The following is an 18,028-nucleotide window of genomic DNA, read 5'->3' as shown; positions in this document are numbered from 1 at the left end:
TAAATAGAGGCTAAGCGTTAAGCCGCTGAAAATTTTCAGATTTCAGAAGTGAGCGGAAGAGCGCAGAGACGGCGGAAAGGACACTCTCTCCGCCATGACTTCTTGCGGGAATCGCCCGAAGTCCCGACAGCGCGTTGAGCACGCCGGAATCTCCCCAAGGTCAGACACCCTTGTCGTTGGGGTTTGCTAGCGCATCCCGCAGTTCCTTCGAGATTGGAAAATTGAGGTTGATGCCATGCGGCGGAATCGGCTGCATGAACCATTTGCTGTAGAGCGCCTCAAGTTCGCCGCTCTTGATCATGGTGAGCATTGTTGCATCGACAAGCTCCTTAAAGGGGCCATCGTCCTTCCGCATCATTAGGGCGTTTGGCTCGGATCGCAGCGTATCGTCAAGCATTCTGTAGCCGTGGGGGGGCGGGCTGTTGGCCACCATCGATGCCAGCAGCACGTCGTCGAACACAAAGGCCTCGGCGCGCTGCGTTTGGAACAGCAAGAAGGCCTCCGCCACGTCTTTGCCGGGGATGCGCTCGAAACTAACTTTGTTGTCGACGGCATATTTCAAGAGCAACGGCAGTGATGTCATACCCGGAATTACGGCAATCGCTTTGCCGTTGAGATCCTTCAGCGTCTTGTAGGGAGCGTCCTTCCGGACGATGGCCCGGATGTTTGACACAAAATGAGTGATCGAGAACGCAACAACCTTCTGACGTTCCTCGAGATTGCTCGTCGAAGCGCATTCGAGGTCTATCGTCCCATTAGCCATCAGCGGGATGCGGTTGTTTGCGTTTGCCGGTACATATTCCACCTTCAGATCGGATACGCCGATCCGTGTCTTCACGGCCTCGACCACTCGACGGCAAATGTCGACCGCATAGCCGATCGGCTTCTGATCGTCGTCGTGATAGGAAAACGGTACCGAGGATTCTCGAACGCCCAGGACAATCGTTCCATTGTCTTTTATCTTCTTGAGCGTACCTGCGAGGTCTTGTCCGGAGGCTGCGCCCGGCAGGACCAAAGAGAGTGCGAGTATGCAAAACATCGGATGCTTATTCATATGGTTCTCTCCTGCTGAAAACGATCGCCGCGGCGATACCGTCAAAAAGTGCTAAGCCATCTTCACCAAAGCTGCCGTGATGCCATCCAAGATTTGCGCGCTGCATGGTCCCGCCAGTCACTAGAGCAGTTTGACCTACGAGCTTCGTATCCAAGCATCGGTTGCCGAATTGAACGCCGGATCGTCGATCAGCGCTTTGGCAAAAGGTGATTCCAGCGGTCAACGAAGCTCTCGACCGCGGCAAAGACCTTGTCGAGATCATCGTCGGAGAGCGCTAGCGACAGAGCCATCATGCCGCGTCGGGCGATCCAGATGCCTTCCTCCAGCATGTGAAGATAAAAAAGCTCGCGCAATCTCGGATCCGACGCTGCTGCGGCCCTCGCATTGCGGAGGTGCCCTGCCACGAAATGAATGCCCATGATCGAGCCGAAGCCGGTAAACTGCGCAGCGACACCAGCTCGCTGCAGCATCACATTCAAGCGTTGCCGTAAGTTGTCGCCGCGCGCCGTCAGTCGCTCAAGGGCGGGGGCCGTGACTACTTCGGACAGCACGGCCGCGCCGACCCGCATGCCGAGACTGTTGTTGTTGAAAGTTCCGGAGAGAACCAGCGACGACGGTTTGCGCGGATCCAACAACGCCATGATGTCGTCCCGGCCGCCGAACGCGCCGAAGGATAGGCCTCCGGCCAAGTACTTGCCGAGGGTGGTCATATCGGGCGTAATGCCCCAATAGCCCTGCATGCCGTTCGGTGCGAGCCGAGAGGTCTGGATTTCGTCGAAGATCAGAACGATGCCGTGACGGGTCGTTTCCTCTCTCAGTGCGCTCAGGAATTGCTTTTCGCCGGGGATGCTGCCGCCCGCGCCGAGCATCGGCTCGACGATCACGGCCCCCAGCGTATCGCTGTTGGCACGGATCAGATCGATGGCCGGCTGGATTTCGTTGTACGGCGCTTGGACAAAGTCGTAAGGCACGTTCAACCTGGAAGGCGCCGCATTTACGGGAAAACTGAGCGATCCCCCATGATAGGCTCCCTCGAACACCATGACTTTCGACCGTCCCTTGCTGTACAGCGCGGTGGCGATCGCGGAAACATTAGCTTCCGTACCGGAGTTCGAAAATCGAACCTTGTTGATAGAGGGAAAGCGATCAACGATCAGCTTTGCGAAACGCGCTTCATCCTGGACGTGACCACCAAAATTGAGACCAGATTCGAGTGCCTCCCTTAACGTCCGCAGGACGACCGGGTTAGAGTGTCCCAATAGACCGGCCGTATATTCGCCCAGCGCGTCCACGTAGCACTTGCCGTCGACATCCCACAGGCGCGCGTCCTTGCCGCGCTCGATAAATAAAGGAAAGGGTGAGTTGAACAATCCGGTCCGGGTGCTCCCTCCGGGAAGATACTCGGCGGCTGCGTCGAAAGCGCGCAAGCTATTCGGATTTCGACTGGCGTAATTGCGACGAGCTTCGGCGAGTGCTGTATCAAGATCGGCCGCGTTCTGCAGTTTGACGTTTGCCTGTGTTGACATATTGGTTACCTTCGATGGTCTCGGATTACTTGTCGCCGTTGATTGAAAGAATTTGGCGAGCTTCCTGCACCGTTGCGGGTCGGGCCCCGAGATCGGAAATGATGCGGACAGCCTTTTTCACCAGGTCGGCATTGCTTCGTGCCAGCACGCCTTTTTCAATCTGCAGATTATCTTCCATTCCGACGCGAACGTGCCCTCCCTGAAGCACCGCATGCGCGACCATAGGAAATGCCATTCGGCCGGTGCCGAACGCACTCCACTCCCAGCCTTCAGGAAGCATGCGAACCAGGGTCGAAAGCATGTCGGCGGAAGCCGGCGCTCCATACTTAACGCCCAGCACAAACTGCAGACAATTCCTAAGGGGCAACACACCTTCGGCGACAAGGTCACGCGCCAGGACAAGATCGCCGGGATTGAAAATCTCAAGCTCAGGCACCACCCCGGCGGCTTGAATGCGCCTCGCCATGACCCGCAACGATTCCGGCGTGTTGATGACGACGGAGCCGAACGAATACATAGTGTTGAGGTCAAGCGTGCAGATTTCCGGCCTCAGCGCCTCAATATGCGTCACGCGCTCTTCGCCGCGTATGAGCGACGTGCCAGGCCCGGCCTCGGCCGGATCTTTCGCTCCGGGCACGAAGCGCTGGCCCGGCCCCGTCGTGAGATTTAAAATCATGTCGGTGCCGCTGCCACGAATCCGGTCGACTACCTGTCGGTAGAGATCGAGCTCCATAGATGGAACGCCCGTTTCCGGGTCGCGAACATGAATGTGGACAATCGCCGCTCCGGCCTTCGCAGCGTCGATGCAGGAGGTGGCGATCTGCTCAGGCGTGACCGGAAGATGCGGGCTATGGCTGGGGCGGGTTTGGCCACCGGTTACGGCGCATGTGACGATCGTCGGGCGGGAAAACTTCATGCTCACCTCGCAAACCAATCCGGTATTTTTGTTATAACAAAAAAATTTGTTATAACAAAATGGAGGATTCGGATTTTGTTATCACAAATTGTTTCGCCTGCGAGGCAGGTCGGTCGGGGGAGGAAAGCCGTTCTGGACAGATGCAAGGTTCGCCACTAGTCATGGTGCCGCGACCAGCGGACCAGCGACAGAACTGGGCGAAATCGAGCGTCGCCTCGGGAGCTAGCTGGGACCGTTGGGTTTAATCCGCGAGAAGCGCACCGGAGAGCTCTTTGGCTGTTGCAAAGAAGTCGAACACGCGTTCGGCCATTCAACCCACGGCAGAGGTACCCGCCGTTATCTCGTCGCCCGCGCGCGGTACCGGCGAGCCGCATCGTGCCCAGATGATTTACGATGAACTGAGGTCGCTTCTCCGATCCGGCTCGATTCCACCTGGAGCAAAGCTGAAGTTGCGGGAACTGGCCACTCAATACGGAACGAGCCTTACCCCGGTTCGCGATGCCCTGACGCGCCTGGTCGCAGAGCAGGCGCTTCAGATGACGCGCAACAGCACGGCGATCGTTCCGGTGCCTTCAGCAAGTGAGATTCGCGAAGTCAAGCGCATACGCATGGAGTTGGAAGGATTGGCGGCGGAAGAGGCAGCCAAACTTGCGACAAAAGAACAAATACTGCATTTGGAAACGCTTCAGGTTCATTTTGAGGACGCGCTCAAGAAGCGAGACCGCAGCAGGATAGCCAAATGCAATATGGATTTTCACTACGGGCTCTATGAAATTTCCAAGCTGCCGGTGCTGTTATCGACGATCGATAATTTTTGGCTGAGAACGGGACCACTGCATAACGTTCTCTATTCCAGGACAGACACGGAAGGCCGACCCAGCGTCATGTTCCATCGGCAGATCATTGCCGCACTACGGAAGCACGACTCCGTCAAGGCAAGGCAGGCGCTGGCGAGCGATATTGCGGACTCCACCGAAGAGATCATTTCTTTCATCATCAATTCCAGTACGAGCGCAAAGTAACGTCGTTTAGGCATGGCCGCGCCAAATGCCCGAACGAGCATCAAGGGGCGTCGCGCGATCGACGCCTCTACTCGACCCTATGAAGCTACCCAACGCTTGTTCAAGATGGACCGGATGAAACGGTATGTGGTGCTTCCCATCGCTGATGAGGCGCCATGCCCCTCCATACCGAGGTGGATGGAGTAGCCGCGCTTGTGAGGTTCAACTGCTCCGATTTATCAGAGACGATTGATCACACGATTCGAACGTGTGACCACTACCTTCGGGGAGCAAGCGCCTAGAAACAACCCCTGCCGTCGACCGCCGACGGAAATCGTAGGGCTGGCCAGAACCTGATGGTGAGCCACGATTGGAGGTGGTGGAACCTCGCTTTTTGGTCGTAGCTCAAACGGTGGGTTTTGGTCTAGGGAGGCCAAAAATACTTTGTATTTCAAGGGGAGTTGACTGACACTCTCTCCGCCATCAGCCTCATTTCACAAGCCGCCACCTCCCATCCCCCGCGCGCTTCAGCGCGGGATTGCTCACTCGCACATGCTCTGCCAGGAAATCGATGAACGCCCGCACGCGTGCGGGCAAGGGTGCGGTGTGGCCGACATAGACGGCGCGAATGTCTTCGCGGTCCCCGGATTGTCGTTTTGCAGAGCACCCTATCCAGGGCGGCTTTGCGCGGCTGAACCCGCCGCCGGTGTAAGGGCCGACGACAATCCGTCGCATCACTGCGCCGCGGCAACGCGCCATGCAGAAACGCCGCTGTACATGCCGCGTCGCCCTCCATAACCTCCGCGCCGCAATTTCAGGAGATGAGACGTGGCGAAGAAGACAGCGACCAAGAAGAAAAGCGCTTCAAAGAAAGCAGCGAAGACCTCGAGCAAGAAGACCGCCGGCCGCAAGGGCGCTGTTGCGAAACAGGCCAAGAAGACAGTCAAGAAGACCACGTCCCGTAAATCCGCCACAGCGCGCCGCCCGAAAGGCCCGGCCTGGCAATGGTCGGCGGTCGACACCGCGGCCGCGATTCGCTCCGGCGCAATCTCCGCGGTCGAGACCGTCGAGGCGCATCTGGCGCGGATGCACGCCGTCAATCCCAGGCTCAATGCGGTCGTCGTCGATCTCGGCGAAGAGGCGCTGAAGGCGGCGCATGCGGCCGACAAGCAGCGCGCCAAGGGCGGCGAGCTTGGCCTCCTGCATGGCGTCCCGATCACGATCAAGGAGAATGTCGACTTCGAAGGCCGGCCCAATTTCAACGGCGTACCCGCTAACAAGGACCTCATCGCGCCGTCGGATTCGCCGGTCGTACGCAACCTGAAGAAGGCCGGTGCGATCGTGCTCGGCCTCACCAACACGCCGGAATTCTCGTTCCGCGGCTTCACCGACAATCCGCTGCATGGGCTGACGCTCAATCCCTGGGATCCGAATATCACCTGCGGCGGCTCCTCCGGCGGTGCGGGTTCAGCGGTTGCTGCCGGCATCGGCACCATCGCGCATGGCAACGACATCGGCGGCTCGCTGCGTTGGCCGGCGCATTGCAACGGCGTTGCTACCATCAAGCCGACGCAGGGCCGCATTCCCGCCTTCAACCAGAGCGCCACCGCCGAGCGGCCGATGCTGGCGCATCTGATGTCGGCGCAGGGGCCGCTCGCCCGTCACGTCGCCGACGTTCGTCTGGCGCTGGAGGCGATGAGCCAGCGTGATCCGCGCGACCCCTGGTGGGTGCCGGCGCCGCTGGTCGGGCCGAAGCCGAAGGGGCCGATCAAGGTCGCGCTGGCAAAAATCCCCGAGGACATGGACGTCGATCCGTCGGTCACCGCGGCGCTGCGCCAGGCCGCCGATCACCTCGAGCGTTCCGGCTATCGCGTCAGCGAGGTCGAGGTGCCCGACATTAACGGCGTCTGGCAGACCTGGTGCGACATCATCACCAATGAAACGGTGGTGATGCAGGAGGCCGGCATGCTGAAGGTCACGTCCGAGGATTTCCACAAGGCGTGGGGCGGCATGAAGACCAAGGCCAGCGTGCTCGACCTGCCGGCCTGGATGCGCGCCACCGCCGCGCGCAGCGGCCATATCCGCGCCTGGCAATTGTTCTTCGAGGACTATCCGGTCGTGCTGGCGCCGACGACGGTACAGCCGACGCCGGGCCCGCGCGACGACACCGTCAGCGCCGAGCGCGTGCGCGAGATCTTCTGGGGCGAGATCCGCTTCATCTCCGCGATCAACGTGCTGGGCCTGCCCGGCGCAGTGGTGCCGGTGGCCCTGCACGACGGCAAGCCGATCGGCGTGCAGCTCATCGCCGGCCGTTACCGCGAGGATCTTGCGCTGGATGCGGCGGCTGCGATCGAGAAGCGCGCGGGCGTGCTGCCCCATCGGCTCTGGGAAACGATGGCCTGATCCTTCGCGAACTGTCGCGGCGTTGACAGTGCCACCCTCGCCCCTTGTGGAGAGGGTGGATCGCCGCACAGTGGCGAGACGGCACCGTACGAATTCATTAATCCAATTTGACTCAAATTTTAGCCAATTCACCAATAACCGTTAGGGTTACTTCATCGATCTGTAGACGAATTATTGCCCGCTTTACCACCCGCCTCTAACACGGGGACGGCGGACAACGCACATGCCTCATACAGGCCAATAAGTGCGGCCCGCTCCACGCGGAGGTGGCACGATGCGCAACGAGACGATCGCTATTCACGCCGGCTACGAACCCGAAGCCACCACGCACGCGGTCGCCGTGCCGATCTACCAGACCGCCGCCTACGCCTTCGACAGCGCCGATCATGGCGCGGCGCTCTTCAATCTCGAGGCCGAAGGTTATCGTTACAGCCGCATCGCCAATCCGACCAGCGCGGTGCTGGAGAAGCGCATCAGCGAGCTCGAAGGCGGTGTCGGCGCGCTTGCGGTCGCGAGCGGCCAGGCGGCGCTGCATTTCGCCTTCGTCAACGTCGCCGATCACGGCGGCAACATCGTGTCCGTACCGCAGCTTTATGGCACCACGCATACGCTGCTCTCCCACATTCTGCCACGCCAGGGCATCACGGGCCGCTTCGCCGAGAGCGACAAGCCCGAGGCGATCGAAAGACTGATCGACGAGAACACCCGTGCCGTGTTCGCCGAGACCATCGGCAATCCCGCCGGCAATGTCTGCGACATCGAGGCGCTGGCCAAAATCGCGCACGCCCGTGGCGTGCCGCTGATCGTTGACAACACCGTCGCGACCCCGATCCTGCTCAAGCCGTTCGACTACGGCGCCGACATCGCTGTACATTCGCTGACCAAGTTTTTGGGCGGCCACGGCACCACGCTCGGCGGCGCCATCGTCGATTCAGGAAATTTCCCCTGGGCCAAGCACGCCGATCGCTTCCCGGGCTACAATAAGCCGGACGCTTCCTATCATGGCCTCGTCTATGCCGAGCGTTTCGGCAAGACCGCCTATATCGAGCGCGCGCGGAGCATCTATCAGCGCACCATGGGCTCGGTGCTGTCGCCGTTCAACGCCTTCCTGCTGCTCCAGGGCATCGAGACCGTGGCGTTGCGCATGGAGCGCCACTGCGAGAACGCCCGCAAGGTCGCCGAATTCCTGCGCGCCGATCCGCGCGTTGCCTGGGTGAACTACACGGGTTTCCCGGACAGCCCCTATTATTCGCTGGTCCAAAGATATCTCGACGGCAACGCCTCCTCGCTGTTCACCTTCGGCATCAAGGGCGGCATGGAGGCGGGTAAGAGCTTCTACGATGCGCTGAAGCTGATCACGCGGCTCGTCAATATCGGCGACGCCAAGTCGCTGGCCTGCCATCCGGCCTCGACCACGCACCGCCAGATGTCGGCCGAGCAACAGCGCACCGCCGGCGTGCTTCCGGAGACGATCCGCCTCTCGATCGGCATCGAGCATGCCGCCGATATCATCGAGGACATCGACCAGGCCTTGGAAAAGGCCTGTCCGGCCGCGCGTCTTCAGGCGGCGGAGTAGGCAGCCGCCCCGATGAGCATCTTGATCGACAGGGATCAAGGTATCTCGAGCCCGGCCCTGGTGCCGGCCGAAGCGGATCTCGCACGCCATCACGGCGGCGCCGAGCTCTCCATCGGGTTGATCAACAACATGCCGGACCCGGCGCTGAAGGCGACCGAGCGGCAGTTCATGAAGCTGCTTCAGGCTGCCGCGGGGCCGCGCCGCATCCGTTTCCACTGCTTCTCGCTGCCGTCGGTGATGCGCTCGCCGGAAGCGAAGTGGCACGTCGAGAGCGAATATTCCGATCTCTCTGATCTCAAGCGCCAAAAGTTCGACGGGCTGATCGTGACCGGCGCCGAGCCGGTGGCGCCCGAGCTCGACCAGGAGCCGTATTGGCGCGACCTCACCGATCTCGTCGATTGGGCCAAGACCAACACGCGCTCGACGATCTGGTCATGCCTCGCCGCGCATGCGGCGGTGCTGCATCTCGATCGCATCGAACGGCAGCGGTTGCCGGCCAAATGCCACGGCATCTTCGACTGCGATGCCGTGACGAGCGATTCGCTGACGCGCGAGGCGCCCGCGCCGTTCAAGATCTCGCACTCGCGCCTGAACGAAGTCACAGAGCGCGATCTCACGCAGGCCGGCTATCAGGTGCTGACCCGTTCGGTCCGGGCCGGCGTCGACATCTTCGTCCGGCAATATGCCAGCCGCTTCGTGTTCTTCCAGGGCCATCCCGAATATGACGCGCTGTCGCTCCAGCGCGAATATCTGCGCGATATCGGCCGCTATCTCGCGCGCGAGCGTGAGATCTACCCGGCCGTGCCCGTGAGCTATTTCGACGCACCGACCGAAGAGAGGCTTGCGCGATTCGAGAAGCGCGCGAGGCACCAGCGCCATCCGGCGCTCACCAACGAGCTGCCCGCACTGAATTTGCGCGGCGATATCGCTGCCGGCAGCGCCGCCGCGGCGCTCTTCCGCAACTGGCTGCGCGATCTTGCCGCGGATACCAAGGCGCCGTTGCTTGCGCGTTAGTACGAGGGCATGGGTTCCGTTATGATTAACAAGGCGTAAAGCTTGCCTCAGGCGACGCGCAGATGTTTCAGTAGCGCGGTCGGGAATTACAGGGAATGCAATCGTGTGGTCGGCACTCCACGGACGCGTGAGCAATCGGCTGGCCCGGCATTTCCGTGCCGCGCCGCACCGCTTGCAGGCGCACGCGCCGATGGTGAGCTTCACCTTCGATGATGCTCCCGACAGTGCAGCAGGCAAGGGTGCATCGCTGCTGGAAGCGTATGGCGGCCGCGGAACGTTTTATCTCGCCGGCAGCCTGATCGATCAGCCGGGAGATCATTGGCAAGGCCTGTCGAACGACGCGATCGTGCGGTTGCATCGTGGTGGCCACGAGATCGCCTGCCACACCTTCTCGCACCTCCGCGCAGTTGATCTCGATGAGACCGCCATGGCGCGGGAGATTGAACGGAACCGCACCCACTTCCGTGCCATCGACTCCTCGATCTCGCTCGAAAATTTCGCCTATCCGTATGGCCTTGCGTCGGTCTGGCGCAAGCCGCAGCTCGCCAAGACCTTCCGTTCAGCGCGCGGCATCCTTCCCGGCGTCAATCGCGATGTCATCGATCTCCAGTTCCTGCGCGCCTCGCCTCTTGTCGATCGCGAGATCGACACCGCGGGCGTGGATCGTTACTTCGACGAGGCAACCGCAAGCGGCGGCTGGCTGATCTTCTACGGCCACGACGTGGTCGACCAGCCGAGCCCCTATGGCTGCTCGCCGGCGTTGCTTCGCCACGCGCTGAAGGCGGCCGAGACGCGCAACATGCCGATCGTGACAGTCGCAGAGGCGTTGCGGCGAATCGGGGCGTAGCTCTCTAACCTCGCCCCGCTTGCGGGGAGAGGTCGGATCGCTCTTGCGATCCGGGTGAGGGGGTACAGGTCTATCGTCAATCTCGCATGTGGAGAGAGGCCCCTCACCCCAACCCTCTCCCCCGTAAGAACGGGGAGAGGGAGAACAAGCTACCCAAACAGTCTTGCCTCGCCCGCGCCGTCATGCGACTGGCCTTGTGACGAATCCCACGGCCCGGTCCTGTTCCGCCCATGTCCGTTCCCTCTACCGCTTCGCTGCCTGCCTCAGTCGATCGCCCCGACGCGCTGTCGGTGCTGCATTCGGTGTTTGGCCTGCCGGGCTTTCGCGGCGCGCAGGGCGAGATCATCCGGCATGTCACCGATGGGGGCAATTGCCTGGTGCTGATGCCGACCGGCGGCGGCAAGTCGTTGTGCTACCAATTACCGGCTCTGTTGCGCGAAGGCTGCGGCATCGTGGTGTCGCCGCTGATCGCGCTGATGCGCGACCAGGTCGCGGGCATGATCGAGGCCGGAGTCAATGCTGCGGCGCTGAATTCGTCGCTAACGCTGCAAGAAGCCTCCGAGATCGAGCGGCGCCTGATCGCAGGCGATCTCGACCTGCTCTATGTCGCGCCGGAACGATTGGTGACGCCGCGCTGCCTGTCGATGCTGGCGCAGGCGAAAGTGGCCTTGTTCGCGATCGACGAGGCGCATTGCGTTTCGCAATGGGGCCATGATTTCAGGCCTGAATATGTCGGCCTCTCCATCATCGCCGAGCGCTTTCCCGACGTGCCTCGTATCGCGCTGACTGCGACCGCCGATGATTTGACGCGCAAGGAAATTGTCGAGCGGCTCGGGTTGACGGGTTCCCCGCAATTCGTCTCCAGCTTCGACCGGCCCAACATCCGCTACGAGATCGTCGACAAGCGCAGCGCGGTGTCGCAGCTCAAGGACTTCATCCGGGAGCGCCATGCAGGCGACGCCGGCGTGGTCTATTGCCTCTCCCGCAATCGGGTCGAGGAGGTCGCGGGTGCGCTCGCGGATGCCGGCATTGCGGCGCTGCCCTATCACGCCGGGCTCGACAGCAGCGTGCGTTCGCGCAACCAGGATCGCTTCCTCAACGAGGATGGCATCATCATCGTCGCGACCGTCGCTTTCGGCATGGGCATCGACAAGCCCGACGTGCGCTTCGTCGCCCATCTCGATCTGCCCAAGAGCATCGAGTCCTACTACCAGGAGACCGGCCGCGCCGGCCGCGACGGCAAGCCGTCAGCGGCCTGGATGGCCTACGGTCTCTCGGACATCGTGCAGCAGCGCCGCATGATCGATGAATCCACCGCATCAGACGATTTCAAGCGGGTCTCGATCGGCAAGCTCGATGCGCTGGTTGGGCTTGCCGAGACCGCACAGTGCCGGCGCAAGCGGCTGCTCGGCTATTTCGGCGAGACCTTGCACGGCGAGAGTTGCGGCAATTGCGACAATTGCCTGACGCCGCCGCAAATGCGCGATGGCAAGGTGCTGGCGCAAAAGCTGCTCTCCTGCGCCTATCGCACCGGGCAGCGTTTCGGCGCGATGCACCTGATCGATGTGCTGATCGGACGCCTGACCGAGAAAGTGACGCAGTTCGGCCACGACAAGCTCTCCGTGTTCGGCATCGGACGCGAGCTCAACGAGAAGCAGTGGCGCACGGTGCTACGGCAGCTGGTGGCGATGGGGCATTTGCAGAGTGACAGCGAGGCCTTTGGCGCGCTGAAGCTGATGGACTCCGCGCGCGGCGTGTTGCGTGGCGAGACCGAGGTGTGGCTGCGCGAGGAGGCGCCCGGCGCCCGCATTCGGTCAAGCCGCGCAAAATCCCGCCGCGGCGACCTCGCGCCGGCCATGAACGCGCCGCAGGGCGACGTCGATCCCGAATTGCGCGCGCGGCTGCGCGCCTGGCGCTCGGACCTCGCGCGCGAGCGCGGCGTGCCGGCCTATGTCGTGCTGCACGACGCTACGATCGACGGCATCGTCCGCGCCTGGCCGACCACGCTCGACGAATTGCGCAACGTCCCCGGCATCGGCGACAAGAAGCTCGAGCATTACGGGGAAGAGCTGCTCCAGATTGTGAAGACGCGGTAGAGCATCCCGATCGTAGCCCGGATGGAGCGAAGCGAAATCCGGGGCAGTCTTTCCGTATTGTGCGAGTCCCGGATTACGCTTCGCTCCATCCGGGCTACAAGATGAGGAGGCGAGAGTCGTCCCGCTTCCCTTATGCCTCAGCCGTTCCGGAACGCGTACCCATAGCCGTTCAGCGCCGGCGCGCCACCGAGATGAGCGTACAGAATCTTCGCGCCCTTCTCGAAATGGCCCTTCTGGGTCAGGTCGATCAGGCCCTGCATCGACTTGCCCTCGTAGACGGGGTCGGTGATCATGGCTTCGAGCCGTGCGGAGAGGCGGATCGCCTCCTTGGTCTCCTCCGACGGCACGCCATAGGCGGGATAGGCGTAGTCCTCGATCAGCACGACGTCGTCTGCAACGATGTCCTTGCCGAGCTCGACGAGTTTCGCGGTGTTCTGGGCGATCGAGAGCACCTGCGCCTTGGTCTGCGCCGGCGTGAACGACGCATCGATGCCGATCACCTTTCGCGCGCGGCCGTCGGCAGCAAAGCCCACCAGCATGCCGGCATGGGTCGAGCCGGTCACGGTGCAGACCACGATGTAGTCGAACTTGAAGCCGAGCTCGGCTTCCTGCTTGCGCACCTCTTCGGCGAAGCCGACATAGCCAAGCCCGCCAAATTTGTGCACGGAGGCGCCGGCCGGAATCGCGTAGGGCTTGCCGCCCGCCGCCTTCACCTCGTCGATCGCCTGCTCCCAGCTCTTGCGGATGCCGATGTCGAAGCCGTCGTCGACCAGGCGAACGTCGGCGCCCATGATGCGCGAGAGCATGATGTTGCCGACGCGGTCATAGACCGCGTCCTCGTGCGGCACCCAGGCTTCCTGCACCAGGCGGCACTTCATGCCGATCTTGGCGGCGACCGCCGCGATCATGCGGGTGTGGTTCGACTGCACGCCGCCGATCGAGACCAGCGTGTCGGCGTTGGAGGCGATCGCGTCGGGAATGATGTATTCGAGCTTGCGCAGCTTGTTGCCGCCATAAGCGAGGCCGGAATTGCAGTCCTCGCGCTTGGCATAGATTTCGACATTGCCGCCGAGGTGCTTTGACAGCCGGTCCAGCTTCTCGATGGGTGTGGGGCCGAAGGTCAGCGGGTAGCGCGCAAATTTCTCGAGCATCGTCAGGTCATCCCGATTGGCGTTGGTGTTCGAGATGTGACTAGCATCGGCTTGGAAAAATGTGCTCTCGAATATTGCGCCTATATTGCGCGATATCTTGCGAGAATATCGCCATTGGCTAATACTTCTTCCGTATTAAACATCAATTACGGAAGTATCTTCCATGTCGCCTCGTCTCGACCGCACTGACCTTAAGATGCTGAGATTGCTGCAAAATAACGGCCGGCTGAGCAACGCCGAGCTGGCCGAAACCGTCGCGATCAGCCCCGCCACCTGCCACCGCCGCACCCAGCGCCTGGTCGAGGACGGCTTCATCGCCACCGTCCGCGCCATGGTTGCGCCGAAGAAGGTGGGGAAGGGCACGCTGGTGATGGTCGGCGTCGTGCTCGACCGCTCGACGCCGGAGAGTTTTGCCATCTTCGAGCAGGCGATCGTCAAGCTGAAATTCGTGCTCGACTGCCACCTCGTCGCCGGCGACTTCGATTACTTCCTCAAGATCCGCGTCGGCGACATGGAGGATTTCAACCGCATCCATGGCGAGCAGCTCATCGCGCTGCCCGGTGTGCGGCAGACCCGCACCTTCTTCGTGATGAAGGAAGTCGTCGACAACGCGCCGCTGGAGTTTTGAGCGACTTCACGACGCCTGTTCGACGACGCCGTCCGCGACCTGCTCCTGCCCGGCATCCTCCGGCCGCATCGCGATCACCGCGATCAGCCCGAGCCCGACGCCTATCATCACATAGAAGATCGGCGCCAGCGGGGAGCCGGTGAGGGCGATCAGCCAGGTCACGAAGAACTGGGCGAAGCCGCCGAACACCAGCACCGCGACATTGTTGACGATCGCGAGCGCGGTCGAGCGGATGCGGATCGGGAACAGCTCGACCAGCGTGGTGCAGTAGACACCGAGGAAGAAGGCGCCGAAGAAGCCGATCACGACTTGGGCGATCAGGAGCTTTGTGATCGACGGTTCGGAGATCACCCAGGCATAGAGCGGATAGAGCGAGACGAAATAGCCGATCAGCGAGACCAGCAGCAGCGGCTTGCGCGGATAGCGGTCGGAGATGGCGCCCGCCGCGGGCACCACGATCACCATCACGATCGCCGCGATCATCTGCACCAGGAAACTCTGCATCAGCGGCAGCTTCAGCACCTCCTTGGCGTAGGTCACGGTGTAGCCGAAGGTGACATAGAACGACACGGCGCTCGCGACCACCATGCCCATGCCGATCAGGAAATTGCGGCCGGGATTCTTCAGCGCGGCGATGAAACTTTCCTTGTGCACCGTCGCCATGCTGCGCCGGGAGGATTCGGGCTCGATGACGCTGGCGCGCATATAGAGCAGGATCGGAACGATCACGAGGCCGACGAAGAAGGGAATGCGCCAGGCGCCGGCGGCAAGCTGCTCCTGCGTGAACGTCAGCGTCAGGGCGACGCCCAGCACTGCGCCGAGCACGTTGGCCATGAGCTGGCCCGCGATTTGCCACGAGCCATAGAAGCCGGTGCGGCCGGGAGGCGCCGCTTCGATCAGATAGGCGGTCGAGGTGCCGAACTCGCCGCCGACCGAAAAGCCTTGCAACAGCCGCGCCAGCAGCACGATCAGCGGCGCCGCAATGCCGGCCGTGGCGTAGGTCGGCGTCAATGCCAACAGCGCGACGGAGAGCGCCATGATGCCCATGCCGAGCGTCATCGCCGCCTTCCGGCCCTTGCGATCGCCGAAATAGCCGAGCACGAGGCCGCCGATCGGCCGCATGAAGAAGCCGGAGCCGAATAGCGCGGTGGTCAGCAGCAGCGCGTTGATCTCACTGCCCGGAACTTTCGGGTCGACCGGAAAAAACAGGTTCTTGATGACCGGTGTCATCAGCGCGAACACCGTGAAATCGTACCACTCCATCGCATTGCCGGCGATCGCGGCCGCGATGGCTTTTCTGTTCGTTTGCATCTCTCGCTTGCCTGTCCGGTTCGGCCTATTCGGCGGGTTGATGGGTGGCGTCGGCATCCTGCCATTCGTCGCCGGCGAGTTCCGGCGTGGCGAACGCCTTGAGGCTGGCGAAATGGATCTCGCGATCCTCGACGAACAGGCGGCCGACGATGCCGCGCGCGAGCCGGTCGGCGCCCTCGCTGATCGCAGGGATATCGCCGGAGAGTTTTCCGTGGCTGAGCGTCGCCGGATAGTTGAAGCAGTGCAGCCGCGCCAGTATCGGGCAGGCGCCGGGCTCCTTCTCCAGGAACTGGAAGCTGTCGCCGAGGTCTGGCGAGTTCTCCAGCTCCGCATTGTCCATGCCGGCAGGCGTCGGGAAGCGGTCGCGCCAGAACCGGATATGCGGCGCGAAGGCGGCAAGCTCGTCGTGCAACGCGAGGTCGACCTTGAAGCCCGTGCCGAAGATGATGAAATCGGTCGCGTAGCGACCCTTCGGCGTCGTCAGCATGAGATGATCTCGTTCGACGACGAGATCATTGATGGGGCTTGCGAGATGAAAATGCGCCTGCGGATAGGCGGAGACGCGCAGCACGCTCTGGCGCGGCGGTGGCGTCTGCGCCTTCAGCGTGTGATCGAGGAAACGCCATTTCCAATCATCCGTCAGGCCGGCAAAGCCGTGCACGACGCCCTGGCTGCCGATGCCGGTGAACTTGTTGACGCGCGGGATGTCCGCGCGCCGGATGAAGAGGTCGAGGCGCGCTGCGCCGGCTTCCAGCGCGATCGCTGCGTTGTCCATCGCGGATGCGCCCGCGCCGACGACTGCAACGCGTCTGCCGCGAAATCTCTCGAAGTCGATGGCGGCGGAGGAATGTGCCCAGAAACGCCGGTCGATGCCATCGACGAGCGGCGGCACGTAAGCGCCGCCGAGGCCGTCGCGGCCCGTCGCCAGCACGACATGGCGCGCGAGAATCTGTCGCGACGCACCGTCCTCGCTGACGTCGAGTGCGAACAGGCCATCGGGGCGCGCGTCGATTCGCTCGACCGAGACCCCGTTGCGGACCGGCAGACCCAGCACCTTGCGGTACCAGATCAGGTAATCCATCCACATCGTGCGCGGCGCGCGGTCGAGCGCCTGCCAGGCTTGCTTGCCATATTGTGCCTCGTAGAAGGCGCGGAAGGTCAGTGCCGGCATGCCCATCGCGGGTCCGGTCAATTCCTTGGGCGAGCGCAGCGTCCGCATCCGGGCGAACGTGACCCAGGGACCTTCCTCGCCGGCCCGCGCGCGGTCGAGCACGAGCTGGTTGTCGACACCGAGGCGCCTGAGCATGGCGGAGGCGACGAGGCCGGCCATGCCGGCGCCGACGATGACGACGTCGACGACGCCCGCGCCATCGACGACACGGCGCGGCACCCATGACTTGGTGGGCAGTTCGAGCCAAGCCAGATCCTGCTTCAGGCGCTCTTCAAGAGCCGCGAGGCCTGCCGCGTCAGGTGTCATCGTCGTCATGAGGGGGCTTTCTCGAATTCACTGGTTTCGTCGCCGGCCTCGGCCAGCGCGGCGGCACCGCTATGCAGCCTCGCGCCGGGCATCAGCGCGACCGCGGCGCGCAGTGCGTCGTTGAGCGCGGCAACCGTCGGCGTCAGCTCGCGCCCGGTCGGCGCAATCGCGGCGAACAGGAAGGGAATGGATACGTCCAGGGGCCGGGTGACGACGCCCTCCACCGGCAGGCTGGAGGTCAGCACCGGCTCGACCACGGCGATGCCGAGCGACTGCTTCGCCATGGCGATCGCGGTCAGTGAAGCGTTGGTGTCGATGACCTCAGCGGGCACGACACCCTCGCGCTCCAGCGCTTCCTCCACGCGGCGGCGCAGCCGGTAGGGGTTGGCCATCGTCAGCAACCGGACGCCGCCGAGATCCTTCAGGCGAATGACCTTCTTCTTCGCCAGCGGATGATCCATCGCGAGGCACGCGACGCACGGCACCTCGCAGACCCACTGCACGTCGAGCCCGGGATGCTGGATCGGCAGGCTCGCAAGGCCGAAATCGACCGACTGCGACAGCACCGATTGCACGACGTTCTCGGCCGAGAGCGCCTGCACGTGGACCTGGCTTGGCAGCAACTCGCGTTCGAGCGCTGCAAGCGCGGCCGGGACGAAGCCGGCTGCCAGTGCCGGGATCGCCGCCAGACTTAGAACCGGAAGCGCACCCGCGCCGATCGCATTGGCGCGCTGGCGGATGTGCTTCAAGCCCATCAGCAGCCGCTCGACCTCGGCATGAAACAGCACGCCCTTCGACGTCGGGCTGATGCGCGGGCCGTTCCGGGTGAACAGGAGATAGCCGACGTCAGCCTCGAGATCCTGGATCTGACGCGTCACGACCGGCTGCGAACGGCCAAGCAGCCGCGCCGCGCCGGTGATGCTGCCGGCCGACATCACGGCGGCGAAGGCCTCGAGAAGGCGGATGTCGATAACGTCCTGGTTCATGGCCATATCGTTTGTATTATGTGGATATAGAATGAACAATAT

14 protein-coding genes and 1 pseudogene are annotated in these 18,028 nt (G+C 62.6%); 7 read left to right on the top strand and 8 right to left on the bottom strand.

Going from position 1 to position 18,028, the window contains the following annotated elements; translation table 11 throughout:
* Nucleotides 1-160: 160 nt before the first annotated feature.
* From UB31_RS18805 to UB31_RS18795, 3 genes are all read right to left on the bottom strand, one after another.
* Entirely contained in the window at nucleotides 161-1,054 is an 894-nt protein-coding gene (locus tag UB31_RS18805) for an amino acid ABC transporter substrate-binding protein (protein WP_045011975.1), read from the bottom strand.
* Nucleotides 1,055-1,242: 188 nt separating this feature from the next.
* On the bottom strand, nucleotides 1,243-2,580 hold the full coding sequence (locus UB31_RS18800) for an aspartate aminotransferase family protein (RefSeq protein ID WP_045011974.1): 1,338 nt from the start codon (nucleotides 2,578-2,580) through the stop codon (nucleotides 1,243-1,245).
* A 25-nt stretch (nucleotides 2,581-2,605) separates the two neighbouring features.
* On the bottom strand, nucleotides 2,606-3,496 hold the full coding sequence (locus tag UB31_RS18795) for a beta-keto acid cleavage family enzyme (protein ID WP_045011973.1): 891 nt from the start codon (nucleotides 3,494-3,496) through the stop codon (nucleotides 2,606-2,608).
* A gap of 272 nt (nucleotides 3,497-3,768) precedes the next feature.
* On the opposite strand from UB31_RS18795, the gene UB31_RS18790 reads away from it, so the two are divergent.
* Nucleotides 3,769-4,518, top strand: coding sequence for a GntR family transcriptional regulator (locus tag UB31_RS18790; protein ID WP_156175419.1), 750 nt, complete (start codon nucleotides 3,769-3,771; stop codon nucleotides 4,516-4,518).
* 468 nt (nucleotides 4,519-4,986) lie between these two features.
* Here UB31_RS18790 and UB31_RS42600 read toward each other — a convergent pair.
* A pseudogene (locus UB31_RS42600) lies at nucleotides 4,987-5,142 on the bottom strand (LysR family transcriptional regulator); the annotation flags it as partial.
* Nucleotides 5,143-5,325: 183 nt separating this feature from the next.
* On the opposite strand from UB31_RS42600, the gene UB31_RS18785 reads away from it, so the two are divergent.
* The 5 genes from UB31_RS18785 to recQ all read left to right on the top strand — a co-directional run bounded on the left by UB31_RS18785 (nucleotide 5,326) and on the right by recQ (nucleotide 12,433).
* Nucleotides 5,326-6,900 (top strand): amidase family protein, encoded by a 1,575-nt coding sequence (locus UB31_RS18785; protein ID WP_045011971.1) that lies wholly within the window; start codon nucleotides 5,326-5,328, stop codon nucleotides 6,898-6,900.
* 274 nt (nucleotides 6,901-7,174) lie between these two features.
* Complete coding sequence (locus tag UB31_RS18780) at nucleotides 7,175-8,476, top strand: O-acetylhomoserine aminocarboxypropyltransferase/cysteine synthase family protein (protein WP_045011970.1); 1,302 nt, start codon at nucleotides 7,175-7,177, stop codon at nucleotides 8,474-8,476.
* A 12-nt stretch (nucleotides 8,477-8,488) separates the two neighbouring features.
* The gene (gene metA, locus UB31_RS18775; RefSeq protein ID WP_045011969.1) at nucleotides 8,489-9,490 is read left to right on the top strand and encodes a homoserine O-succinyltransferase MetA; all 1,002 of its coding nucleotides are present in this window, start codon (nucleotides 8,489-8,491) and stop codon (nucleotides 9,488-9,490) included.
* Between the two features lie 103 nt (nucleotides 9,491-9,593).
* On the top strand, nucleotides 9,594-10,337 hold the full coding sequence (locus tag UB31_RS18770; protein ID WP_045011968.1) for a polysaccharide deacetylase family protein: 744 nt from the start codon (nucleotides 9,594-9,596) through the stop codon (nucleotides 10,335-10,337).
* A gap of 230 nt (nucleotides 10,338-10,567) precedes the next feature.
* The gene (gene recQ / locus UB31_RS18765) at nucleotides 10,568-12,433 is read left to right on the top strand and encodes a DNA helicase RecQ (RefSeq protein WP_045011967.1); all 1,866 of its coding nucleotides are present in this window, start codon (nucleotides 10,568-10,570) and stop codon (nucleotides 12,431-12,433) included.
* Nucleotides 12,434-12,570: 137 nt separating this feature from the next.
* Here recQ and UB31_RS18760 read toward each other — a convergent pair whose 3' ends face one another.
* Nucleotides 12,571-13,584, bottom strand: a complete 1,014-nt coding sequence (locus tag UB31_RS18760) for a 1-aminocyclopropane-1-carboxylate deaminase (protein WP_045001299.1) — start codon at nucleotides 13,582-13,584, stop codon at nucleotides 12,571-12,573.
* Between the two features lie 163 nt (nucleotides 13,585-13,747).
* Between UB31_RS18760 and UB31_RS18755 the strand changes: the two genes are divergently transcribed.
* Complete coding sequence (locus tag UB31_RS18755; RefSeq protein WP_045011966.1) at nucleotides 13,748-14,212, top strand: Lrp/AsnC family transcriptional regulator; 465 nt, start codon at nucleotides 13,748-13,750, stop codon at nucleotides 14,210-14,212.
* 6 nt (nucleotides 14,213-14,218) lie between these two features.
* On the opposite strand, the gene UB31_RS18750 is transcribed toward UB31_RS18755, so the two are convergent.
* Genes UB31_RS18750 through UB31_RS18740 form a run of 3 tightly spaced genes read right to left on the bottom strand, consistent with a single transcriptional unit; the run spans nucleotide 14,219 to nucleotide 17,986 of the window.
* Nucleotides 14,219-15,523, bottom strand: a complete 1,305-nt coding sequence (locus UB31_RS18750) for a citrate-proton symporter (protein ID WP_045011965.1) — start codon at nucleotides 15,521-15,523, stop codon at nucleotides 14,219-14,221.
* 25 nt (nucleotides 15,524-15,548) lie between these two features.
* On the bottom strand, nucleotides 15,549-17,009 hold the full coding sequence (locus tag UB31_RS18745; RefSeq protein WP_045011964.1) for an NAD(P)-binding domain-containing protein: 1,461 nt from the start codon (nucleotides 17,007-17,009) through the stop codon (nucleotides 15,549-15,551).
* On the bottom strand, nucleotides 17,006-17,986 hold the full coding sequence (locus tag UB31_RS18740; RefSeq protein ID WP_045012021.1) for a LysR family transcriptional regulator: 981 nt from the start codon (nucleotides 17,984-17,986) through the stop codon (nucleotides 17,006-17,008). The genes UB31_RS18745 and UB31_RS18740 overlap by 4 nt, the downstream gene beginning before the upstream one ends.
* Nucleotides 17,987-18,028: the final 42 nt, after the last annotated feature.

Origin of the sequence: Bradyrhizobium sp. LTSP849 (assembly GCF_000938255.1) — a bacterium.
In the GTDB taxonomy this organism is placed as follows: Bacteria; Pseudomonadota; Alphaproteobacteria; order Rhizobiales; family Xanthobacteraceae; genus Bradyrhizobium.
The sequence above is the reverse complement of the archived record's forward strand: the minus strand, read 5'-3'. Positions and strand labels throughout refer to the sequence as shown.